The 26,723-nt window shown below is 73.3% G+C and carries 23 protein-coding genes; 6 read left to right on the plus strand and 17 right to left on the minus strand.

Translation table 11 applies throughout. The features are described from left to right. The 3 genes from ACZ60J_RS04435 to ACZ60J_RS04445 form a co-directional block, all read right to left on the minus strand. The gene (locus ACZ60J_RS04435; RefSeq protein ID WP_469678891.1) at positions 1-1,140 is read right to left on the minus strand and encodes a calcium:cation antiporter; all 1,140 of its coding nucleotides are present in this window, start codon (positions 1,138-1,140) and stop codon (positions 1-3) included. Positions 1,141-1,289: 149 nt separating this feature from the next. Then, positions 1,290-2,843: an acyl-CoA synthetase gene (locus ACZ60J_RS04440; RefSeq protein WP_469678892.1), complete on the minus strand. Its 1,554-nt coding sequence runs from the start codon at positions 2,841-2,843 to the stop codon at positions 1,290-1,292. Between the two features lie 20 nt (positions 2,844-2,863). Beyond that, entirely contained in the window at positions 2,864-3,970 is a 1,107-nt protein-coding gene (locus ACZ60J_RS04445) for a nitronate monooxygenase (protein ID WP_469678893.1), read from the minus strand. A gap of 145 nt (positions 3,971-4,115) precedes the next feature. On the opposite strand from ACZ60J_RS04445, the gene ACZ60J_RS04450 reads away from it, so the two are divergent. Both ACZ60J_RS04450 and ACZ60J_RS04455 read left to right on the plus strand, forming a co-directional pair. Continuing rightward, positions 4,116-6,059 carry a serine hydrolase domain-containing protein gene (locus ACZ60J_RS04450; RefSeq protein WP_469678894.1) on the plus strand — a complete coding sequence of 648 codons (1,944 nt, stop codon included), beginning with the start codon at positions 4,116-4,118 and terminating at the stop codon, positions 6,057-6,059. 80 nt (positions 6,060-6,139) lie between these two features. Next, the gene (locus ACZ60J_RS04455) at positions 6,140-6,583 is read left to right on the plus strand and encodes a nitroreductase family deazaflavin-dependent oxidoreductase (protein WP_469678895.1); all 444 of its coding nucleotides are present in this window, start codon (positions 6,140-6,142) and stop codon (positions 6,581-6,583) included. Between the two features lie 50 nt (positions 6,584-6,633). Here ACZ60J_RS04455 and ACZ60J_RS04460 read toward each other — a convergent pair whose 3' ends face one another. The 3 genes from ACZ60J_RS04460 to ACZ60J_RS04470 are packed head-to-tail and all read right to left on the minus strand — an operon-like array spanning position 6,634 to position 11,345. Continuing rightward, positions 6,634-8,214, minus strand: a complete 1,581-nt coding sequence (locus tag ACZ60J_RS04460) for a phytoene desaturase family protein (RefSeq protein WP_469678896.1) — start codon at positions 8,212-8,214, stop codon at positions 6,634-6,636. Continuing rightward, positions 8,211-10,403 carry a serine/threonine-protein kinase gene (locus ACZ60J_RS04465; RefSeq protein WP_469678897.1) on the minus strand — a complete coding sequence of 731 codons (2,193 nt, stop codon included), beginning with the start codon at positions 10,401-10,403 and terminating at the stop codon, positions 8,211-8,213. The genes ACZ60J_RS04460 and ACZ60J_RS04465 overlap by 4 nt, the downstream gene beginning before the upstream one ends. A gap of 27 nt (positions 10,404-10,430) precedes the next feature. After that, a complete protein-coding gene (locus tag ACZ60J_RS04470) occupies positions 10,431-11,345 on the minus strand; it encodes an oxygenase MpaB family protein (protein ID WP_469678898.1) in 915 nt (304 codons plus the stop codon). A 158-nt stretch (positions 11,346-11,503) separates the two neighbouring features. On the opposite strand from ACZ60J_RS04470, the gene ACZ60J_RS04475 reads away from it, so the two are divergent. Beyond that, positions 11,504-12,244 (plus strand): SDR family oxidoreductase, encoded by a 741-nt coding sequence (locus ACZ60J_RS04475; RefSeq protein ID WP_469678899.1) that lies wholly within the window; start codon positions 11,504-11,506, stop codon positions 12,242-12,244. Between the two features lie 64 nt (positions 12,245-12,308). Next, positions 12,309-13,151 (plus strand): hypothetical protein, encoded by an 843-nt coding sequence (locus ACZ60J_RS04480; RefSeq protein ID WP_469678900.1) that lies wholly within the window; start codon positions 12,309-12,311, stop codon positions 13,149-13,151. Here ACZ60J_RS04480 and ACZ60J_RS04485 read toward each other — a convergent pair. The 8 genes from ACZ60J_RS04485 to ACZ60J_RS04520 all read right to left on the minus strand — a co-directional run bounded on the left by ACZ60J_RS04485 (position 13,148) and on the right by ACZ60J_RS04520 (position 20,939). Next, the gene (locus ACZ60J_RS04485; RefSeq protein ID WP_469678901.1) at positions 13,148-13,300 is read right to left on the minus strand and encodes a hypothetical protein; all 153 of its coding nucleotides are present in this window, start codon (positions 13,298-13,300) and stop codon (positions 13,148-13,150) included. The two genes, ACZ60J_RS04480 and ACZ60J_RS04485, sit on opposite strands and share 4 nt — an antisense overlap. A 30-nt stretch (positions 13,301-13,330) precedes the next feature. Beyond that, complete coding sequence (locus ACZ60J_RS04490) at positions 13,331-14,557, minus strand: cytochrome P450 (RefSeq protein WP_469678902.1); 1,227 nt, start codon at positions 14,555-14,557, stop codon at positions 13,331-13,333. Positions 14,558-14,894: 337 nt separating this feature from the next. Further along, complete coding sequence (locus ACZ60J_RS04495; protein WP_250739108.1) at positions 14,895-16,085, minus strand: acyl-CoA dehydrogenase family protein; 1,191 nt, start codon at positions 16,083-16,085, stop codon at positions 14,895-14,897. A 133-nt stretch (positions 16,086-16,218) separates the two neighbouring features. Beyond that, positions 16,219-17,301 carry a zinc-binding dehydrogenase gene (locus ACZ60J_RS04500; RefSeq protein ID WP_469678903.1) on the minus strand — a complete coding sequence of 361 codons (1,083 nt, stop codon included), beginning with the start codon at positions 17,299-17,301 and terminating at the stop codon, positions 16,219-16,221. Next, positions 17,298-18,473: an LLM class flavin-dependent oxidoreductase gene (locus ACZ60J_RS04505; RefSeq protein ID WP_469678904.1), complete on the minus strand. Its 1,176-nt coding sequence runs from the start codon at positions 18,471-18,473 to the stop codon at positions 17,298-17,300. The genes ACZ60J_RS04500 and ACZ60J_RS04505 overlap by 4 nt, the downstream gene beginning before the upstream one ends. Positions 18,474-18,656: 183 nt before the next feature. Then, complete coding sequence (locus ACZ60J_RS04510; RefSeq protein WP_469678905.1) at positions 18,657-19,178, minus strand: hypothetical protein; 522 nt, start codon at positions 19,176-19,178, stop codon at positions 18,657-18,659. Between the two features lie 25 nt (positions 19,179-19,203). Then, positions 19,204-20,040 carry a class II fructose-bisphosphate aldolase gene (locus tag ACZ60J_RS04515; RefSeq protein ID WP_469678906.1) on the minus strand — a complete coding sequence of 279 codons (837 nt, stop codon included), beginning with the start codon at positions 20,038-20,040 and terminating at the stop codon, positions 19,204-19,206. Next, a complete protein-coding gene (locus tag ACZ60J_RS04520) occupies positions 20,037-20,939 on the minus strand; it encodes an SIS domain-containing protein (protein WP_469678907.1) in 903 nt (300 codons plus the stop codon). The genes ACZ60J_RS04515 and ACZ60J_RS04520 overlap by 4 nt, the downstream gene beginning before the upstream one ends. A gap of 182 nt (positions 20,940-21,121) precedes the next feature. Here ACZ60J_RS04520 and ACZ60J_RS04525 point away from each other — a divergent pair, with 182 nt between their 5' ends. Together ACZ60J_RS04525 and ACZ60J_RS04530 are read left to right on the plus strand one after the other, a co-directional pair. Beyond that, on the plus strand, positions 21,122-21,901 hold the full coding sequence (locus ACZ60J_RS04525; RefSeq protein WP_469678908.1) for a DeoR/GlpR family DNA-binding transcription regulator: 780 nt from the start codon (positions 21,122-21,124) through the stop codon (positions 21,899-21,901). A 218-nt stretch (positions 21,902-22,119) separates the two neighbouring features. Further along, complete coding sequence (locus tag ACZ60J_RS04530) at positions 22,120-22,911, plus strand: MBL fold metallo-hydrolase (RefSeq protein ID WP_469678909.1); 792 nt, start codon at positions 22,120-22,122, stop codon at positions 22,909-22,911. An 11-nt stretch (positions 22,912-22,922) separates the two neighbouring features. Here the strand turns inward: ACZ60J_RS04530 and ACZ60J_RS04535 are convergent, their stop codons facing one another. The 3 genes from ACZ60J_RS04535 to tdh all read right to left on the minus strand — a co-directional run bounded on the left by ACZ60J_RS04535 (position 22,923) and on the right by tdh (position 26,524). Further along, the gene (locus ACZ60J_RS04535; RefSeq protein ID WP_469678910.1) at positions 22,923-23,837 is read right to left on the minus strand and encodes a LysR family transcriptional regulator; all 915 of its coding nucleotides are present in this window, start codon (positions 23,835-23,837) and stop codon (positions 22,923-22,925) included. A 269-nt stretch (positions 23,838-24,106) separates the two neighbouring features. Beyond that, positions 24,107-25,309 (minus strand): glycine C-acetyltransferase, encoded by a 1,203-nt coding sequence (locus ACZ60J_RS04540; RefSeq protein WP_469678911.1) that lies wholly within the window; start codon positions 25,307-25,309, stop codon positions 24,107-24,109. Between the two features lie 180 nt (positions 25,310-25,489). Next, positions 25,490-26,524: an L-threonine 3-dehydrogenase gene (gene tdh, locus ACZ60J_RS04545; RefSeq protein WP_469678912.1), complete on the minus strand. Its 1,035-nt coding sequence runs from the start codon at positions 26,522-26,524 to the stop codon at positions 25,490-25,492. Positions 26,525-26,723 lie beyond the last annotated feature (199 nt).

Genomic DNA, 26,723 nt, shown 5'->3' on the forward strand with positions numbered 1-26,723 from the left:
TCAGGGGCTGACGGCGAGGAAGAGGTAAGCGGCCAGCAGTACGAGGTGCACGCCGCCCTGGAGCAGGGTGGCGCGGCCCGGGACGATGGTGAGGGCGCCGACGACGACGGTCAGCGCGAGCAGCACCATGTGGACGGGGGCGAGCCCGAGCAGCAGCGGTCCGGAAAGCCAGACCGAGGCGAGCGCGATGGCCGGGATGGTCAGGCCGATGCTGGCGATGGCGGACCCGTAGGCGAGGTTGAGGCTGGTCTGCACCCGGTCCCGGCGGGCCGCGCGGACGGCGGCCAGGGTCTCGGGGGCCAGGACCAGCAGGGCGATGATCACACCCACCACGGCGTAGGGCAGGCCGAGGTCCGCGACGCCCCGCTCGATGGTCGGGGAGACGGCCTTGGCGTTTCCGACCACGGCGACGAGCGCGACGAGGAGGAGTCCGAGGCTGATCAGGGCGGCGCGGGCGGTGGGCGGTTCGGCGTGCTCGTCGTCCTCGCCGGCCGCGGCCGCGGCGGCCGCCTGCGCGGCTTCCTTGCGGATCCGCTTGGTGTCGACGGGCAGGAAGTAGTCCCGGTGGCGGACCGTCTGGACGGCGACGAACAGGCCGTAGAGCGCGAGTGAGGCGGTGGCCGCGAAGGCGAGCTGGGCGGTGGAGAACTCGGGGCCGGGCTTGCTGGTGGTGAAGGTGGGCAGGACGAGGCTGAGCACGGCGAGCGTGGCGACGGTGGCCAGGGCCGCGCCCGAGCCCTCGGCGTTGAAGACGGCGACGCGGTTGCGCAGGGCCCCGACGAGCAGGGACAGGCCGACGATGCCGTTGCACGTGATCATGACGGCGGCAAAGACGGTGTCGCGGGCGAGGGAGGCGGTCTTGTCCCCGCCGTCGGCCAGCAGGGTGACGATGAGGGCCACTTCGATGACGGTGACGGCCACGGCGAGGACGAGCGAGCCGAAGGGTTCGCCGACCCGGTGCGCGACGACCTCGGCGTGGTGGACCGCCGCCAGCACCGCGCCGGCCAGGCAGAGGGCGACCAGGGCCACGGCGAGCGTGGGCAGATCGCGTCCCCAGCTCAAGGCCAGCGCGACGAGCGCCACCAGGGGGACCAGGACGGTCCAGTCGGTCAGGGGACTTCTGTGCGATGCCGTACTCATATCAGCCAACTTGCCAGAACTGTTCCGCTTGTGCGGTTCAACAGTCGGCTTTACGCCCCTGACGTGGCCTTTCTCACGAATCTCCGGGCGTGGCGGACCGGCCGGGGCCGGGGCCGGTCCCGAGGGACCGGCCCGGGCGGCGGTCGGGCTCACATCGCGCGGTCGTGGCCCTCCCAGTACGGCTCGCGCAGCCGGCGCTTGTACAGCTTGCCGTTGGGGTCGCGCGGCATCGTCTCGATGAAGTCCACGGTCTTGGGCCGCTTGTACCCGGCGAGTTGCCGCTCGCAGTGGTTCAGGATCTCCGCCGCCAGCGCGTCGCTCGGCGCGAAGCCCTCGGCCGGCTCGATGACCGCCTTGACCTCCTCGCCCCAGGAGGGGTGCGGGATCCCGAAGGCGGCGGCGTCCGCGACCGCCGGATGGGTGAGCAGCGCCGATTCGATCTCGGCCGGGTAGATGTTCACCCCGCCCGAGATGATCATGTCGATCTTGCGGTCGCGGAGGAAGAGGTACCCCTCCTCGTCCATCAGGCCGAGGTCCCCGACGGTGAAGAAGTCGCCGATGCGGTTCTTCTTCGTCTTGCCCTCGTCCTTGTGGTAGCTGAAGCCGCCGGTGTTCATCTTGATGTAGACGGTGCCGAGTTCACCGGCCGGCAGCCGCTCGCCGTCGTCGTCGAAGATGGCGAGCTCGCTGATCGGCCAGGCCTTGCCGACGGTCCCCGGCTTCTTCAGCCAGTCCTCGGCCGTCGCGAAGGCGCCGCCGCCCTCGCTCGCCGCGTAGTACTCCTCCACGCACCGGCCCCACCAGTCGATCATCGCCCGCTTGACGTGGTCGGGGCAGGGCGCGGCGCCGTGGATGGCGTGCCGCATGGAGGAGACGTCGTACGCGTCCTTCGTCTCCTGCGGGAGCGCGAGGAGCCGGTGGAACTGGGTGGGGACCATGTGGGTGTGCGTGCAGGAGTGCGCGTCGATCAGGCGCAGCATCTCCTCGGCGGTCCACTTGTCCATCAGGACCAGCGGGTGGCCGATGTGCAGGGCCGCGGCGGCGAACTGCAGGACGGCCGTGTGGTAGAGCGGCGAGCACACGAGGTGGACGTTGTCGTCGAAGGCGCGGATGCCGAAGATGCCGAGGAAGCCGCCGAGGTACGTCTCCTCCGGGAGCTTGCCCGGAAGCGGGCGGCGGATGCCGCGCGGCCGGCCGGTGGTGCCGGAGGTGTAGTTCATGACCCAGCCGAGCGTGCGGTCGGCGGGGGCGGTGTCCGGCTGCCCGTCGAGCAGTTCGTGGTACGCGCGGAAGCCCGCGACCGCTCCGACCGCGTACCGGTGGCTCGCGGGCAGGCCCGCCTCGTCCGCCGCGGCGGTGGCGGCGTCGGCGAAGCGCTCGTGGGCGACGAGGACCTTGGCTCCCGAGTCGGAGACGATCCAGGCGATCTCGGGGCCGACGAGGTGGTGGTTGACCGGGACGAGGTAGAAACCGGCCTGGGAGGCGGCCAGGTAGGCCGTGAGGAACTCGACGCTGTTGGGGAGGACGACGGCGAAGACGTCGCCGCGCTCCAGGCCGGCGGCGCGCAGGCCGTGGACGAGGCGGTTGACGTCGGCGTGCAGCCGGGCCGCGGACCAGCTCTCTCCCTCGGGCGTGACGAGGACGGTGCGCTCGGGGTCGGCCGTGGCCTGGGCCCAGAAGCCGTTGGGGGGCGTGTCGGTCATCGTGTCGACTCCTCAGTTCCTCAGGCCCGGCCGGCGATGCGGGTGATGCGGTCGATGGCGCGCTCGAAGCCGCTGGTCAGGTCGTCGAAGACGGCCTGCACGCTGCGCTCGCTGTTCATCCGGCCGACGATCTGCCCGACGGGGGTGCCGAGCAGGGGCTGAATCTCGTACTTCTGGATGCGGGACACGGCCTCGGCTACGAGGAGTCCCTGCAGGGGCATCGGCAGTGCGCCGGGGCCCTCCGGGTCGTCCCAGGCGTCGGTCCACTCGGTGCGCAGCTGCCGGGCGGGCTTGCCGGTCAGTGCGCGGGAACGGACGGTGTCGCCTGAACCGGCCGCGAGGAGCTTCTCGGTGAGGGCGCGGGAGTGCATGTCGGCCTCGGTGGTGGTCAGCCAGAGGGATCCGAGCCAGGCGCCCTGGGCGCCGAGGGCCAGTCCGGCGGCGATCTGTTCGCCGCTGCCGATGCCGCCGGCGGCGAGGACCGGGAGCGGGGCGACGGCCTCGACCACCTCGGGCACCAGCACCATGCTGGCGATGTCTCCGGTGTGTCCGCCCGCCTCGTAGCCCTGGGCGACGACGATGTCGATGCCGGCTTCGGCGTGCCGGCGGGCGTGCTTGGCGCTGCCGGCGAGGGCGGCGACGAGGACGCCGTGTTCGTGGGCGCGCGCGATGACGTCGGCGGGCGGGGAACCGAGGGCGTTCGCCAGGAGTTTGATGGGGTAGTCGAAGGCGACGTCGAGCTGGTTGCGGGCGACCTGTTCCATCCAGCCGGTGATGCGCCAGCCGGATGCCTCGCCCTCCGGGAGTTCGGGTACGTGGTGTTTGGCGAGGGTGTCGCGGACGTACTCCCGGTGCGCGGCCGGGATCATCGCCTCGATGTCGGCTTCGCTGACGCCGTCGACGGCCTTCTTGGCGGGCATGACCACGTCGAGCCCGTAGGGCTTGCCGTCGGTGTGCTCCTGCATCCAGTCGAGGTCGCGCTTGAGGTCGTCGGGGGCGGTGTAGCGGACCGCCCCGAGCACCCCGAACCCGCCGGCGCGGGTGATGGCAGCGGCCACCGCCGGGAAGGGCGTGAAGCCGAAGATGGCGTGCTCTATTCCCAGTTTTCTGCTCAGCTCCGTCTCCATGGGCGGCAGGATGCCGCAGCCCGGCCGCCGAGGGAAGGGGTTTTCTGATGCAGCGTCAGATTCTTTGCCGGCCGGTCACCGCGGGGCCCGCGTCGTGAGCGGGCAGATACTCGGGAGGGCACGACGGCGTACGGGAGGACCGGTCATGAAGGCACCATGGGCAGCCGGGAACGACGGTGGTACGAAGGGCTCCGGCACGACCGGCCCGACGGCGCACGACGACGACGGCAGCGGGCCCGGGACGGACTGCGGTGCCGGACCCGGGGCGGACGGCGGCGGGCCCGGGGCGGACGGCGGCGGCGGACCCCGGCGGGGGCTCAGCCGGCGGCGGCTCGGGGCGCGACTGCTGGCGCTGGGCGGCGTGCTCGTGCTCCAGGCCGCGCTGCCCGGGGCCGCGGGGGCCTCCGGGGGGCCGGCCGAACGGCGCGCGCTCCAGGGACTGCGCCTGCGGTACGGGTCCGCCCGCCAGGCCGGGCTGCTGGAGAGGCACCTCGAAGGGGTGGCGGACGAGGCCCGGCGCTTCCTCGGCCCCTCCCCCGAACACCCTTACTACGCCGGGGCCGTGGTCCTGGCCGGACGGGGCCGCACCGTGGCGCTGCACCGGGCGATGGGCGACGCCGTGCGGTACGCCGACTACGACGGCCGCACCGACCGGGTCCGGGAGTTCCCGGCCGCGCAGCGGATCGCGATGGCCGAGGACACGGTCTTCGACCTGGCCTCCCTCTCGAAGCTGTTCACCTCCCTGCTGGCCGTGCAGCAGATGGAGCGCGGCCGGCTGGAGCTGGAGGCGCCGGTGCACCGGTACCTGCCCGAGTTCACGGGCGGGGGCAAGGAATCGGTCACCGTGCGCCAGCTCCTCACGCACACCTCGGGGCTGAGGTCCTGGGCCCCCTTCTACCAGGAGCCGACCCGGGCGGGTCAGTTGAGGCTGCTGTGGTCGGTGAGGCCGCAGGAAACCCCGGGGACGGTGTACCGGTACTCGGACCTGAACCTCATCGCCCTCCAACTCCTCCTGGAACGGATCACCGGTCACACGTTGGACCTCCTGCTCCAGGACGAGATCACTGCTCCGCTCGGGATGCACCGCACTCGTTACAACCCACCGCTCTCCTGGCGCCGGGTCACCGCCGCCACCGAAGTGCAGCGCCCGCCCTGGTCCGGGCTGGACCGCGGGCTCGTCTGGGGCGAGGTCCACGACGAGAACGCACACGCCCTGGGCGGCGTCGCCGGCCACGCCGGGGTCTTCGGCACCGCCTGGGACCTGGCGATCCTGGCCCGCACCCTCCTCGACGGCGGGATCTACGCCGGCAAGCGCATCCTGCGCCCCGCCTCCGTCGAGCTCCTCTTCACCGACTACAACACCGCGTTCCCCGGCGACGACCACGGCCTGGGCTTCGAGCTCTACCAGCACTGGTACATGGGCGCCATGGCCACCCCGCACTCCGCCGGCCACACCGGTTTCACCGGCACCTCCCTGGTCCTGGACCCCTCCACGGACTCCTTCCTGATCCTCCTGGGCAACTCCGTCCACCCCGTGCGCACCTGGCGCGCCGGCAGCGCCCCGCGCGTCGCCGTCGGCAACCGCTTCGCCCGGGCCGTCCCCGTCCGTACGAAGCACGGCGGCCCGGCCTGGTACTCCGGCATGGAAACCGGCGGCTCGGGCACCCTGACCCTCCCGCCCCTCATCCCCGCCACGGGAGCCGCCCGGCTGCGCTGCGCGCTGTGGTGGGACACCGTGCCCGGCGCGGGGGCACTGCACCTGGAGGCTTCCGCGGACGGGCAGGTCTGGGAGCCGCTCCCCTTCACCACCGTCCGCACCACCGGCGGAGCCGCCGAGCAGTGGCCGCGGGGTTCCGTCTCCGGCTGGTCGGGCCGCATCTGGCACCGCCTCGAAGCTCCGCTCACCGCCTGGGCCGGCCGCGAGGTGCACCTCCGCTTCCGCCACACCGCACAGGGTCGCTACGTGGGCCGCGGCGTCTACGTCGACGTCCTGCGCGTGTCGGAGCCGGCCCGCCTCCTCTTCGCGGAGGACCGGCCCGCGGACTCCTCCCGCATCGAGGCGACGGGCTGGACCCGCTCGGCGGACTGAGGATCCAGGGCCGTGCCCTGTGGCGCCGACACTCGTTGTTGTGGTTCGTTGACCGTTCAACACGAAGGCAGGCGAGCCGTATGACCGACATCGACTGGGACAACCCGATCGACCCCAAGCCGGGCTGGACCCTGGATCACGTCAAGCTGTACGTCGGTTCGGGCGGGACCGAGGGGCAGTACTGGAACAACACCCAGACGCTGCTGCTCACGACCATCGGCCGCAAGTCCGGGAAGCCGGTGCGGACCCCGCTCATCTACGGCGAGGACGACGGGCGCTACCTCATCGTCGCCTCCAAGGGCGGCGACCCCGCGGACCCGCTCTGGTACCGGAACCTCAGCGAGCACCCCGAGGTGCGCATCCAGGTCGGCCCGAAGGTGATGCAGGGCACCGCGCGGACGGCGAGCTCCGAGGAGCGTGCCGCGTTCTGGCCGCTGATGGTGAAGCACTGGCCCTCGTACGACGAGTACCAGACCAAGACCAGCCGCGAGATCCCGATCGTCGTGATCGACCCCGTCGGCTGACGGACGGGACGCCCGGGGCGCATGAATGCCCCAGGACCACCATCGCCACGTCAGTGCCCCAGGACCGCCATCGCCGCGTTGTGGCCGGGGACCCCGCTGACGCCGCCGCCGCGGACCGCCCCCGCACCGCACAGGAACACGTTGCGGTGGGCGGTCTCCACGCCCCAGCGGCCGCCGCCCCCACCCGCGTCGGAGTACGGCCAGGAGAGGTCCCGGTGGAAGATGTGCCCGCCGGGCAGGCGCAGTTCGCGCTCCAGGTCGAGCGGGGTCTTGGCCTCGATGCACGGGCGGCCGTCGGCGTCGAAGGCCAGGCAGTCGGTGAGCGGTTCCGCCAGGTGGGCGTCGAGCTGGGCGAGGGTGGCTGCGAGCAGCACCTCGCGCGCCCCCTGGTTGTCCTTTTCGAACAGCCGCGCCGGGGTGTGCAGTCCGAAGAGGGTCAGGGTCTGGTAGCCCTGCTCCGCCAGCTCGGGCCCCAGGATCGTCGGATCCGTCAGCGAGTGGCAGTAGATCTCCGAGGGCGGTACGGAGGGCAGTTCGCCGGCGGCGGCCTCCGCGTGGGCCCGGGCGAGCTGCTCGTACCCCTCCGCGACGTGGAAAGTACCGCCGAAGGCCTCGCGCGGGTCCACGGAGGTGTCCCGCAGCCGGGGCAGGCGCCGCAGCAGCATGTTGACCTTGAGCTGGGCTCCCTCGGGGGCCGGCTCCGCCGGTGCCTCCCCGAGGAGTTCGGCGAGCGCCCGCGGTGAGGCGTTCACGAGCACCACCCGGCCCGCGACGCGGCCCTCGCCCGTCGCCGTACGGAAGGTCACCTCCGCCGGGGCGGTCGTGCCGTCGGTGTCGATGCGCAGCGCCTCGTGCCCGGTGGCGATCTCCGCCCCGGCGGCCAGCGCGGAGGCCGCCAGCGCGCCCGTGAGGGCGCCCATGCCGCCGACGGGTACGTCCCAGTCGCCGGTGCCGCCGCCGATGACGTGGTAGAGGAAGCAGCGGTTCTGGGCCAGACCCGGATCGTGGGCGCCGGCGAAGGTGCCGATCAGCGCGTCGGTGAGGACCACGCCGCGCACCAGGTCGTCGGTGAACTCCCGCTCGACGGCCCGTCCGATCGGTTCCTCGAACAGCATCCGCCAGGCCGCCTCGTCGTCGAGCCGGGTCCGCAGCTCGGCCCGCGTGGGCAGCGGCTCGGTCAGCGTCGGGAAGAGGCGTCCGGCGGCACGCCCGGTGGTCCCGTAGAAGGCGCGCCAGTTCTCGTACTCCCGCTCCGAGCCGGTCAGCCGGGCGAAGGACTCCCGGGTGCGTGCCTCGCCGCCGCCGACCAGCAGTCCGCCGGGGCGTCCGGCGCGTTCGACGGGGGTGTACGAGGACACCGAGCGCTTGCGCACCGCGAAGTCCAGCCCCAGCTCGCGCACGATCTTGGCGGGGAGCAGCGAGACCAGGTAGGAGTAGCGGGAGAGGCGGGCGTCGACGCCCGGGAACGGCCGGGTGGACACGGCGGCCCCGCCGGTGCGGCCGAGCCGCTCCAGGACAAGGACCGAACGGCCGGCCCGGGCCAGGTAGGCGGCGGCGACGAGGCCGTTGTGGCCCCCGCCCACGATCACCGCGTCGTACACGTCGTGCCCGAAGCCCCGCGAGGTCGTCATGGCTCTTGGTAACACACCTGGCCCAGCCGCTCCAGACAGTGTGCCTCGTCGGCGTGTGCCGCGACCGTGTCCGGATGGCCGTCGCCCAGTGACCGTTCGCGGATGCCGGAGAGTTCCCGGTAGACCGGCAGCGCCTGGTCCCAGCGGCCCAGCCGGCCGAGCCCGACGGCGAGTTCGCGGCGGCTGACCAGGGTGTCGGGGTGTTCCGCGCCGAGGGTGCGGGCCCGCGCCTCGCCCACCTGCCGGGCTTCGGCCACCGCTTCCTCCCAGCGGTCCAGGCGTCCGAGGTTCACCCCGAGGACGTGCCGGGCCCGCAGCGTCTCGGGGTCGGCGGCCCCGTAGGCGCGGGTGCGGTCGCGGACCAGGTCCCGGAACAGTTCCAGGGCCTGGGCCGAGCGCCCGGTGCGGCCCAGCGCGATCCCGGCCTCGTAGCGGGCGGCCAGCGTGTCGGGGTGGTCGCGGCCGAGCACCCGCTCCCGTACGGCCGCGATGTGCCGGAAGGCCTCCAGGGCCTCCTCCCAGCGCTCCAGGCGGCCCAGGGCGTACGCCACCTCGTACCGGGTCAGCAGCGTGTCCGCGTGCTCCGCCCCCAGGACGGCCGCCCGGTCGGCGGCCACCTCGGCGGCCGCGGCGTGGGCCTCGGCGAAGCGGCCGAGGGCGCCCAGCGCGCAGGCCAGGTTGTGCCGGCAGCGCAGGGTGTCGGGGTGGATCCGGCCGACGGTCCGCTCCCGGGCCGCGAGCACCGTGCGGTAGCCCTCGTACGCCTCCTGGTGGCGGCCGAGCAGGCCCGTCTCGTACGCCGCCTCCTGCCGCGCGGCGAGGGTGTCCGGGTGGTCGGCGCCGAGCACCCGGGCGCGCCCTTCGGCGACGGCCGCGTACCCGGCGAGGGCCTCCTCCGTGCGGCCGGCCCGGCTGAGGGCGAAGGCCCGCGTATGGCCGGCGTCGAGCGCGGCCGGGCCCGTGAGGGCTTGGCCGGGGCCGTGCGGGAGCCCGTAGGCGGCGGTGAGCCGGGGGTCCTCGGCCGGACGCGGGCGCACGACGGTCGGCGCGGGCGGGGTCGGCGTCGGGGGCAGGGCCGGGATCGGGGTCGGGGTGCCGGAAGCCGTCGCCGCCGGTCCCCCGACGGCGGGCACGGCCGTGGCGGGCGCGACGGAGCCGGTGGCGGCGTGCGCGGCATGGGTGGCGTGCGCGGCGTGGGCCGTCCAGGAGCCGGTCAGGACCGCCCACTCGCCGCTCGCGGGACGGGCCTCGATGCCGGCCCTGCGTCCGGCGGTCATCCCCCCGGCCCACGCGGGCAGCGGCGGGTGCGCACCGCCGGCCACGGCGGGGCCCAGCCGGGCCTCGAGGAGCTGGCGGTGCAGGTGGCGGGCGTCGCCGGGCCGGTCCTCGGGGGACTTGGCGAGCAGGTCGAGCACCAGCCGCTCGAAGTGCACGGGCAGCTCGGGCCGGTGCTCGCGCGGCGGCACGGGCGCGGTGTCGCGGTGGCCGACCAGGACCGACCAGGAGTCGCCGAGGTCGAAGGGCGGGGCTCCGGTGGCGATCTCGTACAGCACGCAGCCGAGGGAGTAGAGGTCGCTGCGGTGGTCGACCTCGCCGCCCGCGATCTGCTCGGGCGACATGTAGTGCGGGGTGCCCATGGCCATGCCGCCGCCGGTGAGCTTGGCGGTGAAGCCGATGTCGGCGGCCAGCCGGGCGATGCCGAAGTCGCAGATCTTCACCGTGCCGTCGGTGAGCCGCATGATGTTGGCGGGCTTCAGGTCCCGGTGGACGACGCCCTGGTCATGGGTGTAGCCGAGGGCGGCCGCCATCTGCTCGGCGATGTCGACGACCACGTCCACGGCGAGCGGGCGCGCGTCGTTGTCCTCCAGGAGCTGGCTGAGATTGCGGCCTTCGAGGAGCTCCATGACGAGGTAGAGGGGGCCGCCGGCCGCGCTGTCGTCGCCGAAGTCGTGGACGACGGTGACGCCACGGTGCTGGAGGGCGGCGGCGACGCGCGCCTCGCGGCGGAACCGCTCGCGCAGCACCTGGGTGAAGTGGGTGTCCTGCTCGGGTCCGAGGGGCTTGAGGCATTTGACGGCGACCTGCCGGCCCAGCGACTCGTCGCGGGCCCGCCACACCTCGCCCATGCCTCCGCGGCCGATCAGATCGAGCGACCGGTACCGGCCGTGGATCAGTCTGGACTCCGCCATGTCTTGAAGTCGCCCCCGTGTGTCGTGCTACGCCCTCCCCGGCCGGTCCAGTATGGCCGCTGATGTACGCAGTGTGTACGGCGCGGGGCGGCTCCCGGGGCCCATGCGGCGCATCGCTTTCAAGATGTGACCTGGAGGCAGCTGCCAGCGCAGACCTGCGGGAATGCTGCGCAGCAGGCTACCGGTGAGGCGCAGGCGCCGGGTGACGCTGCGCGGGGCCGGTGCGGGACGGCCGTACAGCTGGTGCGCCCAGCCGGGCAGGGACCCGTAGGCGAGGGCGGCGAGCGGGCGCCACACCAGGTTTCGGCCAGGGACGAGGAGGGGGTGGATCGGCGGGGCGCACAGGAACGCGTCGACGGCGTGCGCGTCGGGTCCGGCGGCGAGCTCGGGGCGGATCCGCTCGAAGTAGGCGGTGAGGGCCGCGGTGTCCCCCGGTACCCCGGACGGGTCGAGCCCGACGAGCCGGGCGTTGACGCGGTTCTCCGCCACGTACCGGTCCGCCTGCGCGGGGGTGAGCGGGACTCCGGAGCGGCGCAGGACGTGCAGGAAGCTGTCGATCTGGGCGCAGTGGATCCAGAGCAGCAGCTCGGGCTCGTCCACGCGGAACCGTGCGCCGGTGGCCGGATCGGTCGCCGACAGCAGGGTGTGGATCTTGCGGACGCGGGCGCCGGCCCGCTCGGCGGCCTCGGTGGTGCCGTAGGTGATCGTGCCGACGAAGTCGGCGGTGCGCAGCAGGCGCCCCCAGGCGTCGCCGCCGCCGTTCTCCCCGCTGAAGGCGGAGCTGTTCTCCATGACACCGCGGACCGCGCGCGGGTGCAGGGCCTGGAGGTAGAGCGCGCGGACCCCGGCGATCCACATGACCGGGTCGCCGTGGCACTGCCAGGTCACGGAGCCCGGGCCGTACAGCCCCGGATCGGGGCCTGCGCTGTCGTCGTCGTCCACGTACGGCTCCTCCCCCGTCGCCCGCCCCGGTACGCCGCATCGGCCGGACGGGCTCTTCCAGCATTCCACCGAACGGCCGCACGCACGCGCACGGGCGCCACTAGGCTTTCCCGCCGGCGGACCGCACCCGCCTCTCTTCGGGACGCGGAGGCACGGTCATGCGTACGGGACAGCTCGAAGGGCAGGTCGCCGTCGTCACGGGCGGTTCGTCCGGCATCGGCCTGGCGACGGCCCGGCGGTTCGTGGCGGAGGGCGCCCGGGTCTTCGTCACCGGCAGGCGGCCGGAGGAACTGGCCGCGGCGGTCCGCGACCTGGGCCCGGACGCCGTGGCCGTCCGCGGTGACGCCTCGCGCGTCGCGGACCTGGACCGGCTCTACGCGGCGGTCGCCGCCGCGGGCTGCGAAGCGATCGACGTGCTGGTCGTGAACGCGGGCGGCGGCCCGCCCGGCGGCTTCGCGGAGTTCACGGAGGAGCAGTTCGACGCCACCGCTGACCTCAACTTCCGGGGCGCCTTCTTCACCGTCCAACGGGCCCTGCCGCTGCTGCGCGACGGCGCCTCGGTCATCCTGCTGGGCTCGGCCGCCGGTTCCTCGGCGTCCACGCGGTACGGGGTGTACGCCGCCACGAAGGCGGCCGTACGGTCCCTCGCACGCAGCCTGGCCCTGGAGCTCGCGGGGCGGGCGATCCGGGTCAACACCCTCAGCCCGGGCCCGATCGACACCCCGGCGCTGGCCGGCGCGCCGGCGCACGTACGCGAGCGGGCGACCGCCGGAGTCCCGCTCGGCCGGGCCGGCCGCCCCGAGGAGGTGGCCGCGGCGGCCCTGTTCCTGGCTTCGCGGGAGAGCAGCTTCATCACCGGGATCGAACTGTTCGTGGACGGCGGAGCCGCCCAGGTCTGAGCCGCCCGGCTCCGGCCGCCGGCCCCGCCCACCCTCCTTGACCAGCAGGTTCGCATGGCTGAAAGTGACCCTACTGATCGACTGGGGCGGGACGATGACACACGACGACTACGCCGTACGCTGCGAGGAGCTTTTCGCGGTGGGCGGTTTCGGCAAGGTCCGGAGCCTGGCCGAATCCGGCCTGTCCGAGCTCGGACCCGATCCGGTGCTCTACCGGTGGCTCGGCCTCGCGCACGCCGCGGAGGACGAGGACGACCACGACACGGAGGCGGAGAAGGCCTACGAGGCCGGACTCGCACGGTGGCCCGACGACCTCGGACTGCTCGTCTCGTACCTGGAACTGTGCGTACGGGCCGACGGGTGGACGTACCCCTGGCGCACCAAGCAGGCGGAACGGCTCAAGGAGCGGATCGCCGACTTGGCGCCGCCCGGGTCCCCCGAGGCGGCCCGGGTGGAGGACGCGCTCGGCTGGGCCGGGCGGGGCTACTGGCAGGACGTCCGCGAGAAGGCGGCCGGAGCGCGGGCCGAGCGGGCGGCTCTGAGCTCGCACAGCTCCGATGTCGCCGAGGCACTGGAGCAGGGCGGCCCGGCGCCCGCCCATCCCGAGGACCTGCGGGCGGCCGAGGTGGCGGCCGCGCTGGAACTGCTGGCGGGCCGGTGGCGGGCGCCGCTGCGGCTCATGGTCCGCTATCGGGTGGCCGCGTACGTCGCCACCTTCGTGCTGGTGCTGGCCACCAACAAGGCGCTGGTGCTGAGCGGGACGCTGTCCTACAGCGTGTGGGGCTGGATCTGGTACGCGCCCCTCCTCCTGGCCGACCTGAAGCTCAAGCAGGCCCGGCGGCTGGCCCGGCAGCGGGTGATCGCCGCGACGGAGGCCCGGCACGCGGAGACCGCGGCCGCGGGCTAGCCCAATCGGAGGGCGGAGGGCAGGAGCCGGGCCCGGGGCACGCGCCGCAGGGCGCCGACCGAGGCCACGGCTCCGGTGCCCGCCGCCCAGGTCACGGCGGGCACCCGGAAGCCGCGTTCCACCTCGGGCCGGATCCTGCGGAGCTTCACGGGACGACCGCCGCTAGGCGGAGCGACCCCTCAGACGGCAGCCGGCGTGAACTCCACGCACAGGGACTTCGGCCCGCGGGTGAAGACCCCCTCGGCGACCGGGTCGTACCCCTGGGCCGGCCGGACGCCGGGCATGGCGTCGAGGAGCTGGTTGGCGGCGATCTCCACCTCGGCCCTGGCCAGCAGCGCACCGACGCAGAAGTGCCGCCCGAGCGCGAACGCCAGGTGGTCCGCGGCCGCGGAGAAGGCGGTGGCCGCCGTCAGGTCGTCGCGGAAGATGTCGAAGCGGTCCGGGTCCTTGTAGCGCTCGGGGTCGCGGTTGGCGGCGCCGATCAGACAGGTGACGGTGGCCCCGGCCGGGATGGTTCCGCCGCTCATGGTCACTTCGACGGCGGTCTGCCGCATGATCATGTGGACGGGCGGGGTGTACCGCAGGGTCTCCGCGAAGGCCCGGTCGACGAGTCCGCGGTCGCGCCGTACGGCGGCGAGCTGGTCGGGGTTGGCCAGGAGGTTCGCGAAGAGACCCGCGACCGCCTTGTCCGTGGTCTCGGCTCCGGCCGTGAGGAGGAGGCTGCAGAACGCCTTGATGTCCTCGTCGCTCATGCGCACGCCGTCGACCTCGGCGGTGCAGAGCGTGGACAGCAGGTCGTCACCGGGGTGGTCCCGCCGGTCGCTGATGACCGGCAGCATGTACGCGGCGAACTCGGCCTGGGCACGCGCGCCCGCGGCCGCCTTCTCCGGGTCGCCGGACAGGTTGCCGGTGAACGCCACGAAGGCCCGGTACCAGCCGCCGAGGGCCCGCTGCCCGGACCGGTCCAGTCCGAACATGTCCGCGATCACCGAGATGGGGAAGTGGGAGGCGAACCCGCTCACGAGGTCGACGGAGCCGGTGTCGCGGAACGCGTCGATCAGCTCGCGGGCGTTGCGCTCGATGACCGGAACCACCTTGTCCCGCAGCTCGTTGCCGCGGAAGGCCGGGGCGACCAGGGCGCGCCGCGTGGCGTGTTCGCGGCCGCTCATCTGGAGCAGGGTCTTGCCGTGCACGGGCTCGGCCTGCCAGGCGTAGTTGTCCGTGGTGAAGAGCGCTTCCTTGTCCCGGAACGCCCGCGCGACGTCCTCGTAGCGCGAGATGATCCAACTCTGCGTCCCCTCGTGCCAGATGAGGGGTGCGCTCTCGCGCATCACCCGGTAGGCCGGGTAGGGGTCCTCGGCGAACTCCCGCGAGAGGATGTCCGGGATGTCGTGCGCGGCGCTCATGGAGTTCCCCCATCGGCTCGGCCCGGCGGCAGTCCTGAGACACCCCGGTCACCGCCGACGCGGGACCGGCCGTGCCCCCACAACGCCCTGTGCGTCCGCCTTCCAGGAAACAGCACACCGCGCGACGACGCCAGGGCACCGAACCGACTGGGCGGAAACTCCCAACTCGGGCACGCTGTAGGCCCGTTACTCGTGGTGGCGCCGGAACGGTGAGGCGGTACGCGCAGATTCTGGTGCCCCTCCCCGCACAGCCCCCGCGTAGACCCGTGCTCGGCTGTCCGTCGAGACCGACGACGGACAGCCGAGGCGGCACGCGACCCCGCGCGATCGACCGGCGTCAGCGGCGGACCCTTGGCATGCCCAGGCCGATCCACGAGATGATCTCGCGCTGGATCTCGTTGTTGCCGCCGCCGAAGGTGAAGATGACCGCGCTGCGGTAGCCGCGTTCCAGTTCGCCGTGGAGGACCGCGCCCGCGGAGCCGTCCTTGAGGGAGCCGGCCGCGCCGACCACCTCCATCAGCCAGGCGTACGCGTCCCTGCGCGCCTCGGAGCCGTAGACCTTGACGGCGGAGGCGTCCTGCGGGGTGAGGTTGCCGTCCTGGACGGCGTTGACCATCTGCCAGTTGAGGAGCTTCATGGCGTCCAGGCGGGCGTGGGTGCGGGCGAGGCGTCCGCGGACCCAGGACAGGTCGATCACGCGGCGGCCGTCCGCGAGCTTGGTCTCGGCGGCCCAGCGCTGGACGTCGTGCAGGGCGCGGATGGCCATGGTGCCGTGGGCGGCGAGGGTGACGCGCTCGTGGTTGAGCTGGTTGGTGATCAGGCGCCAGCCCTTGTTCTCCTGGCCGACGCGGCGGCTCGCGGGGACGCGGATGTTCTCGTAGTAGCTGGCCGTGGTGTCGTGGGAGGCCAGGGTGTTGATGAGGGTGCAGGAATAGCCGGGATCGGAGGTCGGCACGAGGAGCATGGTGATGCCCTTGTGGGCGGGGGCGTCCGGGTCGGTGCGGACGGCCAGCCAGACCCAGTCGGCGGTGTCGCCGTTGGTGGTCCAGATCTTCTGCCCGTCGACCACGTAGGTGCCGGTCTCCTCGTCGCCCTCGCGGACGGCCTTGCACTTGAGGGCGGCGAGGTCGGTGCCGGCGTCGGGCTCGCTGTAGCCGATGGCGAAGTCGATCTCCCCGGCCAGGATCTTGGGCAGGAAGTACGCCTTCTGCTCGTCGGTGCCGAACTGCATGATGGTCGGCCCGACGGTGTTGAGCGCCATCAGCGGAAGCGGTACGACGGCCTGTGCGGCCTCGTCGAAGAAGATGAACTGGTCCATGGGCGACATCCCGCGCCCGCCGTACTCCTTGGGCCAGCCGACCCCGAGCCAGCCGTCGGCACCGAGCCTGCGGATGGTCTCGCGGTAGAAGCGCTTCTGTTCGGCCGGGTCCTCGTAGCGCGCGTAGACGTCGTCCGGGATCAGTTCGGCGAAGTAGGCGCGCAGCTCGGCGCGCAACCGCTGCTGCTCAGGCGTGTATTCGAGGTGCACGGCCCCTCCGGGTCTCTCGTGGCTCAGGTCGCGCGGCCGTCCGCCGCCGCTGCGGGGGCAGACTAGAACCTGTTCCAAGAATCCGGAAGGGCCGGGTGCGTCAAGTCGTCGACGGGCGCCCCTCGGGCCTCACCTACTCCTCGGGCCCCACCGGCTTCGCGGGCCTCACCCCGGTTCCGCCCCGCTCGGGCCGGATCAGGACCTTGATGTGCTCCTCGGGCCGGCGCAGGGAGGCGAAGGCCGCGTCCAGCCCGCCGAAGCCCGCTTCCCCGGTGACCAGGGACGCGGGGTCGATGCGGCCTTCGGCCAGGCGGGCGAGGGTGGCGCCGAACTGCTCGGGCGGGTAGGTCAGGCACATGCGGATCGTGACGTCCTTGTAGATGCCGACCACCGGCCGGATCACGTCCTCGGTCATCACCCCGCCGATCTGCAGGATCTCGGTGCCGCGCGGGACGGTGTGCAGGAGCCGGTTCAGCATGCCGGGTACGCCCACGCAGTTCACGACCACCGTGGGGCGCGGGCGGGCGCCAGCCAGTTCCGCGCAGAGCCGTACGGGGTCCTGCGCGGCCGGGTCCACCACCGCGTGCGCGCCGAGCCGGGCGGCGGCCGCCCGCCGCAGCGGCGAGGGGTCGGAGGCCACGACCGGTCCGGCACCGCGCTCCAGCAGGGCGGCGACGGCCCCGAGGCCGACCGGTCCGCAGCCGACGACCACGGCCGGGGTGTCCTTCCCCGCCGCGCTCCGGGCGATGTTGCCGAATCCCACGGCCAGCGGCTCGGTGAGGGCGGCGAGCCCGAGGTCCAGGGACGGCGGGACGGGCAGCAGTGCCTGCGCCTGTACGACGATCCGCTCGCCGAATCCGCCGGGGAAGGCGTTGCTGTAGCCCACGGTCCGCACCACCCCGCCCGGGTCGACCGCCCAGGGCAGGCCGACGACCCCGGTGCCCGGTTCGGGACCGGTCGCGCCGGGCCCGTAGGAGAGGACCCGGCCGGAGAACTCGTGGCCCATCACCAGCGGTCGGCCCGGGTCGAAGAGGAAGCTGGTGGTTCCGCTGTCCCGGGAGGCTCGGAGGAACGCGTCGGTGTGCGCGACGGCGCTCAGGTCGGAGCCGCAGATCCCGCAGGCCACCGTCTCCACGAGGGCCTGCCCGGGGCCGGGCACCGGATCCGGGTGCTCCCGTACGCGGAAGCGGCCGTCTTCGAGCACGGCGGCCCTCAACGGACCTCTCCCTTGCGGGCGATGGCCTCCGCCGTGGCCCGGCGCATCGCCCCGATGAACCGTTCGCTGTTGCGCCCGGCCCATTCCAGGCCGGCGCGGCGCGCTTCGGTGTGGCCGGTGAGCCGGGGCACGACCCGCTCGGCGAAGAGCTCCAGGCTGCGCAGGGCGGCCGCGGGCTCGGCGAGGTCCAGTTGCAGGATGAGGAAGGTCCCGAACCCGCCGGTCTTGTCCGCGAGCCGCTCGATCCGCCGCACGGCGTCCTCGGGGGTGCCGATGACGGCCCGGCCGAAGGTGGGCAGCCCTTCGGTGGTCCACCGTTCGACGGCGCCGGCCGGGGTGGCGCAGCCGTCCAGCCGGGTACCGCTCAGCGTCTCGATGTAGTCGACGAGGTCGGGCGTACCGTACTCGGCTTCGCGCAGGGCCTGTTCGCGGGTCTCGGCCAGGTGCACCGGGGTGACCAGCCGCCAGGCGGAGCGGTCGGCGGCGCGGCCGGCTTCGCCACAGGCCCGCTCGTGGGCGGCCCAGTTGGCGTCGAGCGCCCCGTACCCGGCGGGGTCGGCCGCGGCGAGCGAGAGCATCCCGACCCCGTGGCGTCCCGCGAGCACCGCCCCGGTCGGCGATACGGCGGAGGCGACCGCGACCTCCAGTTCCCGGCCCCGGTGGGGTCCGAGTTGGAGCCGGGCCTCCTCCAGGGTGAACCAGTCGGTGGCGGCCGTGACCGTCTCCCCGCGCAGCAGCCGGACGATCGCGTCGAGGGCGTCTGCCGTCATCTCGCGGGAGCGGAGCGGGTCGACTCCCATCATGAAGGCGTCCGAGGGCAGTTGGCCCGGACCGACCCCGAGCATGGCCCGGCCGCGGGACTGCTGGTCGAGCTGGCAGATCCGGTCGGCGAGGATCAACGGCTGGTGGTAGGGGAGGGAGTTGACCCCGGTACCGAGCATGATCCGGCTGGTGCGTTCGGCGGCAGCGGCGAGGAACACCTCGGGCGAGGCGATGATCTCGTACCCCGCGGAGTGGTGTTCGCCGGCCCACAGCTCCTCGTAGCCGAGCCGGTCCAGGTCGGCGGCGAGGTCGAGGTCCCGGCGCAGCTGGAGCGCCGGGTCTCCGTCGGGCCGGTGGTAGGGGGCGAGGAACACCCCGAAGCGGTGCGGGAGATACGGCTGGTGCGGCATGTGCGGTGGCCTTCCCTCGGCGGCGCCTGCTCTGCTCGGGCATCCGACGAAACACCGCCCGGGGCGCGGCTTCAATGCCGCCGCGGCCGTCCTCCCACTGAGTGGGAGGAATCCCGTGGGCCGCCGCTCGGGGTGCGGCTCACGTGTGCCTCAGGCGCGGCTCACCCGTACCTCGGGCCTGGCTCACGTGTAGAGGAACTCGTAGTCGAAGTACACGAGGTCGCGGATGCCGTCGAAGCGGAAGGTGCCCGAGGGGACCACATCCAGGCCCTCCTCCAGGGCGGCCTTGTCGTACGTCGGGCTCTGCTTCCAGGCCGCACTGGAGGGTATGAACGGTTTCAGCGGGGCGGGCAGCCCGGACAGGGAGACGACCTCGAAGTGGTGGGCGGGATCGCGCATGATGCGGTTCGCCGTGCCCTGCTTGAGGTGGGCGACGCCCACCAGGCGGATACGGGAATCCGGGCTCGGGACCGTCCGGTCGTTGCCGGACTCGCCTATGCCGTAGCCCAGCCAGTGCGCGTCGGACACGTCGCCCAGCGCAGTCCAGAAGCGCCGGTTGAGCGGCGCCGGATCGGTGCGGACCTTCTCCGCGTCTTCTCCCTCGGGCCACATGACGTAGCCGAGCCCCGCCGCGCCGAGCAGCAGCGGGGCCCCCAGTCCCAGGAGAAGCCGCCGTCTGCTGCTGAGGCCCCGCTGTGCGTCCATACAGTCCCCCCGATAGCCGTTCCGGTCAGTTCAGGGCGCTGATCATAGCGGCGGCCGTCGCCGTCATCGCCTCCCGTGCGGCGGTCAAATACGGGCGGGGATCCGCGGGGGTGAGATGGGTGCGGATGGCCTCGGTCATCGCCACGTTCAGCGCGGTGCCGATGTTGACCTTCCGGATGCCGCCGGCGACGGCCGCGGCGAGTTCCGCGTCCGGCAGACCGGAGGATCCGTGCAGCACCAGCGGTACGTCGACCATCTTGGCGAGGCGGCCGAGCAGCGCGTGGTCCAGGGCCGCGGTACGGCTGGTCATGGCGTGGCTGCTGCCGATGGCGACGGCCAGCGCGTCCACTCCGGAGTCGGCGACGAACCGCCGCGCCTCGTCGGGGTCGGTACGGGCGCCGGGTGCGTGCGGGTCCAGCGGCGCGGCCCCGTTCTTCCCGCCGACCTCGCCCAGTTCGGCTTCGATCCAGAGCCCGTTGACGTGCGCCCAGTCGGCGGCGGAGCGGGTGGCCTCCAGGTTCTCGGCGTAGGAGAGGTGCGCGGCGTCGTACATGACCGAGCTGAATCCGGCGTCCACGGCCTGCCGCAGCAGTTCGGAGCTCTTGACGTGGTCCAGGTGCAGCCCGACCGGGACAGCTGCGGCCTCGGCGACGGCCACGGCCGCGCGGCTGATGGGCAGCAGCGCCCCGCCCCGGAACTTGACGGCGTTCTCGCTGAGCTGGAGCACCACGGGGAGTCCGGCCGCTTCGGCGCCCGCGACGACCGCTTCGGCGTGCTCCAGCGTGATGATGTTGAAGGCGGCGACGGCGCGGCCCTGGGCGGCGGCGTCCTGGACGAGCCGACCGGCGGAGACGAGGCTCATCGGACGGCCTCCTCGTCCGTGGTGAGGATGACGGACCGGGTCAGATTGCGCGGCGCGTCCGGGTCCAGCCCCTGGTGGGCGGCGACGGCGATGGCCAGACGGTGGACGCGGACCAGTTCGGCGAGCGGGTCGAGGTGGCCGGCCACCCACTGGGCTCCGGTCCCCCGGACCTGTTCGGCGAGCCCTTCGGGGGCGTCGCCGAGCGACCAGGTGACGGTGCCGGGCGCCGAGACGCTGATGGGGCCGTGCCGGTACTCCATGGCCGGGTAGGACTCGGCCCAGGCCAGGGCGGCTTCGCGCATCTTCAGGGCGGCCTCGTCGGCGAGTCCGACGCTCCAGCCCCGCCCGAGGAAGGTGAACTGCCCCCGGGTCTCCAGATCCGCGGGGAGCGGGTCGGCGAGCGCGGCGCGCGCGTCGGCGATGACGGACGGGCTGTGCAGGCCGACGTGGGCGCGCAGCAGGGTGAGGGCGGTGGTGGCGAAGCGGGTCTGCACGACGGACTGCTCGTCGGCGAAGTCGAGGACGACGAGCCCGTCGGCGAGGGTGATGACCGGGGTGGCGGGGTCCCCGATGACGGCGGTGGTGGGCACGCCCGTCTCCCGCAGGCCGGCCAGCAGGTCGAGGACCTCGGTGGTGGTCCCGGACCGGGTCAGTGCGACGACCCGGTCGTAGCGCCGGTGGCGGGGGAACTCCGAGGCGGGGAAGGCGTCGGTCTCGCCCTGCCCGGCCTCCTCGCGCAACACGGCGGCGGCCCGGGCCATGTAGTACGAGGTCCCGCATCCGACGATCGCGGTACGCTCCCCCGGCCGCGGCAGCACCGCCCGGTGTTCCGGGGCCAGTTCGGCGGCCCGCTCCCAGCATGCGGGCTGTGTGCCCAACTCGTACGCGACGTGGCTCATGGCTGCTCCCTAGCGCGGTGCGTGCACCCTGAATGCGTGTTCCTGCAAGATACTGGGCTCTTTCACGCAACTTCAAGCATCTCCGCGGTGATCTCCTGCGTTAATCTCGACGTGTAGGCCAAGAGAGAGCGTCGAAGCGAACAGCGACGCGCCCCTCGAAGACAAGACCGGAAGGGCGGCCGATGACCCGCAAGGAACGCTGGCAGACACTGCTGGACCTGCTGGTGGAGCGGGGCGAGCTCGAAGTGGAACCCGCCGCCGAGGCCCTCGGCGTGTCCGCCGCCACCATCCGGCGCGACCTCGACCAGCTCGCCGAACAGCAGCTGCTGGTGCGCACGCGCGGCGGAGCGGTGCTGCACGGGGTCAGTTACGAACTCCCGCTGCGCTACCGGACCTCGCGCCGGGCCGCCGAGAAGAGCCGCATCAGCGAAACCGTCGCGGCGCTGATCGCCCCCGGCGAGGTGATCGGCCTGACCGGCGGCACCACGACCACCGAGGTGGCGCGCGCGCTGGCCGCCCGCCCCGACCTCGCCACCGGCTCCCCCGCCCTCACCGTGGTCACCAACGCACTGAACATCGCGGGCGAACTGGTCATCAGGCCGCAGTTCAAGATCGTGCTCACCGGCGGCGTGGCCCGGCCCCAGTCCTACGAGCTCACCGGCCCGCTCGCCATGGAGGTGCTCGGGCAGCTCTCCGTGGACACCGCCGTCGTCGGCGTGGACGCCTTCGACCCGGCCGACGGGGCCGCCACCCGACACGAGGACGAGGCGGCCATGAACCGCCTGCTCTGCGAACGCGCCCGCCGCGTGGTGATCGCCGCCGACTCCAGCAAGCTCGGCGTCCGCGCCTTCGCCCGCATCGTCGCCACCGACGCCGTGGACGTACTGGTGACGGACACCGGCCTGTCCCCGTCGGTGGCCGATGCCTTCGAGGCGGCCGGCGTGGAGATCATCCGCGCCTGAGCACACCGCCGCGAGCCCGCACCGGCCCGGAAGAGACGGCCTAGGCCGTCTCTTTCGGATCTTGCCGGGCCCGCGGCGCCCGGCACCGCGCCTGGCCGCACTGCCGAGACGACCACGTACGCCCAGTACGCGAGCGCCCCGACAGCACGCCCAGGCACGGCACCAGACACCGCGGACTCGGCCGACAAGATCCGAAAGAGACTGCCTAGACTCCCCGGATGGCAGACGATCTCGTCGGGCTTCTCCGGCTCACCGTCCTGGGCAGCGCGACGCCCTACCCGCGCGCCGACAATCCCTGCTCCGGCTACCTGCTCGAGGGCGGCGGAGCCCGGGTGTGGGTCGATGCGGGCAGCGGAACGCTCGGCCCGCTGCAACGGCACGTCGGGCTGGGCGAGTTGGATGCGATATGGATCTCGCACCTGCACGCCGACCACACGGCCGACCTGCTGACCGCGTACTACGGCCTGCTCTACGCCGACGTGCGACGACCCGCGCCGCTCCCCCTCTACGGGCCGCCCGGCATCGCCGACCGGCTGGCGGGGTTCCTCACCAACGGCCCGGACCGCAGCCCGGTGGAGGCCGCCTTCGAGGTCCACGAGCTGTACGACGGCCACCGCGCGCGGGCCGGAGCGCTCGGCCTCACCAGCGGGGCGGTGTCCCACGGCATGCCCGCCTTCGCGCTGCGCGCCGAATGGGGAGGCCGGTCCCTCGTGTACTCGGGTGACACGGCGCCCTGTTCGGCCCTGACCCGGTTCGCCGAGGACTGCGCGCTCCTGCTCTGCGAGGCCGACAGCTCCGCGCACCCGGCCGGCGCCGAACCGGTGCACCACACCCCCGAGGAGGCCGGCGACACCGCCCGCGCGGCCCGCGCCGGGCGGCTGGTCCTCACGCACCTCGGCCGGGACCTGGACCCGGCCGAGGCCGTGTCCCGCGCCGTCGCCCGCTACTCCGGGCCCGTGGAGCACGCGGCGCCCGGCGCCGTCTTCACCGTCGGGCAGGGCACGGCCTGAGGGGTCCCCGGTCAGTGTTCCGGGAGCCGGTCCGCCTCACGGGTCAGGGCCGCCAGCACCGGTGCGATCAGCGGGTGCGCCTCGGCGCCGCGGCGGGTGGCGGCGAAGACGCGGCGGGTGGGCGCCGGGCCGGACACGGGGCGGACCTGGACCTCCTTGAGGTCCATGCCGCGCAGCGCCGAGCGCGGTACGAGGGCCACTCCGGCGCCGGCGCCCACGAGGGCCACCACGGCCCGGAAGTCGTCGGAGGAGTGCACCAGCCTGGGCTGGAACCCGGCCAGTTCGCAGGCGAGGAGCATCACGTCGTGGCAGGGGTTGCCGGGGTACTGGCCCACCCAGTCCGCATCGGAGAGGTCGGCCAGGGACACCTCGGGGAGGTCGCCGAGCGGGTGTCCGGCCGGGAGGACCGCGTCGAAGGGCTCGGCGTAGAGCGGGAGCACGGACAGCCTGCCGTCGTCGGCGCCCGGGGCTCCCCGGTACTCGACGGCCAGCGCCAGGTCGGCCTCCCCGTCGAGCAGGAGCAGCAGGCTCTGGTCGCCCTCCGCGTCGCGCACGCGCAGCCGGATGCCGGGCTGGTCCGCGGCGAGCCGGGTGATGGCGGGGGCCAGTACCTCGGCGATGCCGGTGGCGAAGGCGGCCACGGTGACCTCGCCCGCCGAGCCGCCCGCGTAGGCGGCGAGTTCCGCTTCCGCCCGCTCCAGCTGTGCGAGCACCTCGTGCGTGTGCCCGAGCAGGATCTGCCCGGCCGCGGTGAGCCGGACGCCCCGGCCGCTGCGGGTCAGCAGGGTGTGCCCGGTCTCCTGCTCCAGCGCCGCGAGCTGCTGCGACACGGCGGAGGGGGTGAGGTAGAGGGCTGCGGCCGCGGCGGTCACCGTACGGTGGTCCGCGACGGCCCGCAGGATGCGCAGCCGGCGGGGGTCGATCACCCTGCCATTCTCGCAGGCCGCGGGGCCGTGCCGGGCCGACCGAACGGGCGGGGCCGCAGCCCGCGTGCCCCGCGCCGGAGCGCCGCGCCCCCACCCGGCCGTCCGGGCCGGCCCGAGCCGGTCCGCCGCCCGCCTCGGGCCGGCCCGCTCCGGAGCCCGGAGGACGGGTGCTGTCCCCTACCCGCCCTTCCGCCGTTCCCCGGGGGCTCCGCCCCGGAACCCGCGTCTCAACGCCGACGAGGCTGGATCTGGCCGGCCCGGGCTCGGTTCTAGGCGCCCGTCAGGGCCGCCCGCGCGTCGATGAAGGCCGCGATCGCGCGTTCCACGTCGGCCGTCGAGTGCGCGGCCGAGAGCTGGACGCGGATCCGCGCCGCGCCCATCGGGACCACCGGGTAGGAGAAGCCGATCACGTAGACCCCGCGCTCCAGCAGGAGTTCCGCCATCCTGGCCGCCTCTGCCGCGTCGCCGATCATCACCGGGGCGATGGCGTGGTCGCCGGGCAGGATCTCGAAGCCGGCCTCGGTCATCTTCGTGCGGAACAGCGCGGTGTTGGCGGCGAGCCGCTCGCGCAGGTCGTCGGCCGACTCCAGCAGGTCGAGGACCTTCAGGGAGGCCGCCGCGATGACCGGGGCGAGGGAGTTGGAGAAGAGGTACGGGCGCGAGCGCTGGCGCAGCAGCTCGACGATCTCGGCGCGCGCCGCGACGTAGCCGCCGGAGGCACCGCCCAGCGCCTTGCCGAGGGTGCCGGTGATGATGTCCACGCGGTCCATGACCCCGTGGAGTTCCGGGGTGCCGCGGCCGCCGGGGCCGACGAAGCCGACGGCGTGCGAGTCGTCGACCATGACCATGGCGTCGTAGCGGTCCGCGAGGTCGCAGATCTCCGTGAGCGGGGCGACGTAACCGTCCATCGAGAACACGCCGTCGGTGACGATCAGCTTGCGGCGGGCACCGCCCTCGGTGGCTTCCTTGAGCCTGGTCTCCAGTTCCGCCATGTCGCGGTTGGCGTAGCGGAAGCGGCGCGCCTTGGAGAGGCGGATGCCGTCGATGATCGAGGCGTGGTTGAGGGCGTCGGAGATCACCGCGTCCTCGGGGCCGAGGACGGTCTCGAAGACTCCGCCGTTGGCGTCGAAGCAGGAGGAGTAGAGGATCGTGTCCTCCTGGCCGAGGAAGGCGGAGAGCCGTGCCTCCAGCTCCTTGTGCACCTCCTGCGTACCGCAGATGAAGCGCACGGAGGCCATTCCGTAGCCCCAGCGGTCCAGGGCCTCCTTCGCCGCGGTGACCACCTCGGGGTGGTCCGCGAGACCGAGGTAGTTGTTGGCGCAGAAGTTGAGGACCTCGCCGGGGGCGCCGCCCGAGGTCACGGCGACGGCGGCGTTCTGCGGGGTGCCGATGACGCGCTCGGGCTTGTGCAGACCCGCGGAGCGGATCTCGTCGAGGGTCGTACGGAGGTCCGCGCGGACGGTCTCGAACATGTGCGGTGCTCTCTTTCTCCTGGTGCGGCGGAGGGAGGGGGGCCGGGCCCCGCGGAGGGGGGAGGGTGGTGCGGGACCCGGCCGGAGGGAAATGGTCTGTGGGGCTGGACGTCTGACGCCTGACACCGGGCACCGGACGCCCCGGCGGGCAACGCCCGGGCGTCGGCTGCGCCCGGAGCGCTACGCCTGCGTCCAGTCCAGGATGATCTTGCCGCTGCGGGCGGTCGCCGCCTCGTCGAACGCGGCCTCGAAGTCCCCGTAGGCGTACCGGCCGGTGATGACGGGGCTGAGGTCGAGCCCGCCCTCGAGCAGCACGGTCATCGCGTACCAGGTCTCGAACATCTCGCGGCCGTAGATGCCCTTGATCGTGATCATCGAGGTGACGACCTTGGCCCAGTCGACGGCGAACTCCTGCGCCGGCAGGCCCAGCATGGCGATCTTGCCGCCGTGCGTCATGTTGTCGATCATGTCGCGCATGGCCTCGCCGCGGCCGGACATCTCCAGGCCGACGTCGAAGCCCTCGCGCAGGCCGAGCTGGGCCTGCGCGTCGGCGATGGTCGCCTTCGAGACGTCGAGCGCGAGGGTGGCGCCGGCCTTGCGGGCGATCTCCAGACGGTCCGGGCTGACGTCGGTGATGACCACGTTGCGCGCTCCCGCGTGCCGGGCCACGGCCGCCGCCATGATCCCGATCGGGCCCGCGCCGGTGATCAGCACGTCCTCGCCGACCAGCGGGAAGGACAGCGCGGTGTGCACGGCGTTGCCGAACGGGTCGAAGATCGCCGCGACGTCGAGGTCGACCTTGGCCCGGTGGACCCACACGTTCTGCGCGGGCAGGACCACGTACTCGGCGAAGGCGCCGTCGCGGCCGACCCCGAGCCCGATCGTGCTGCGGCACAGGTGGCGGCGCCCGGCCAGGCAGTTGCGGCACTTCCCGCAGACCAGATGGCCCTCGCCGCTGACCAGCGCACCGACCTCGATGTCCTCGTGGACGTCCGCACCGAGCGCGGCCACCTCGCCGACGAACTCGTGCCCGAGCACGAGGGGGGTCTTGACGGCGCCCTGCGCCCAGCCGTCCCAGGAGCGGATGTGCAGGTCGGTCCCGCAGATGCCGGTCCGCAGCACCTTGATCAGCACGTCGCCGGGGCCGTATTCGGGCTCGGGAACGTCCATGAGCCACAGCCCGGGCTCGGCCTTGTGCTTGACGAGTGCCTTCATGGGGTGGCTCCAGGCATGCGGAAGGAAGCGCTACGGGGCGTGCGGGCCGGGCAGCGTTCGGACGTCACCAATCTGCCGACCTGCGGGTGATCAGTCCATCGAGGATTTCTTAAGCGGGTCCACAGCCCAGCTTCACGCCTATGCTCCTCAGGTGACGGGCAGGGGCCGGGGAGTGTTCCAGGCCGGGTTTGGGGAGGTG

It is taken from the genome of Streptomyces sp. NPDC104226 (assembly GCF_055584085.1).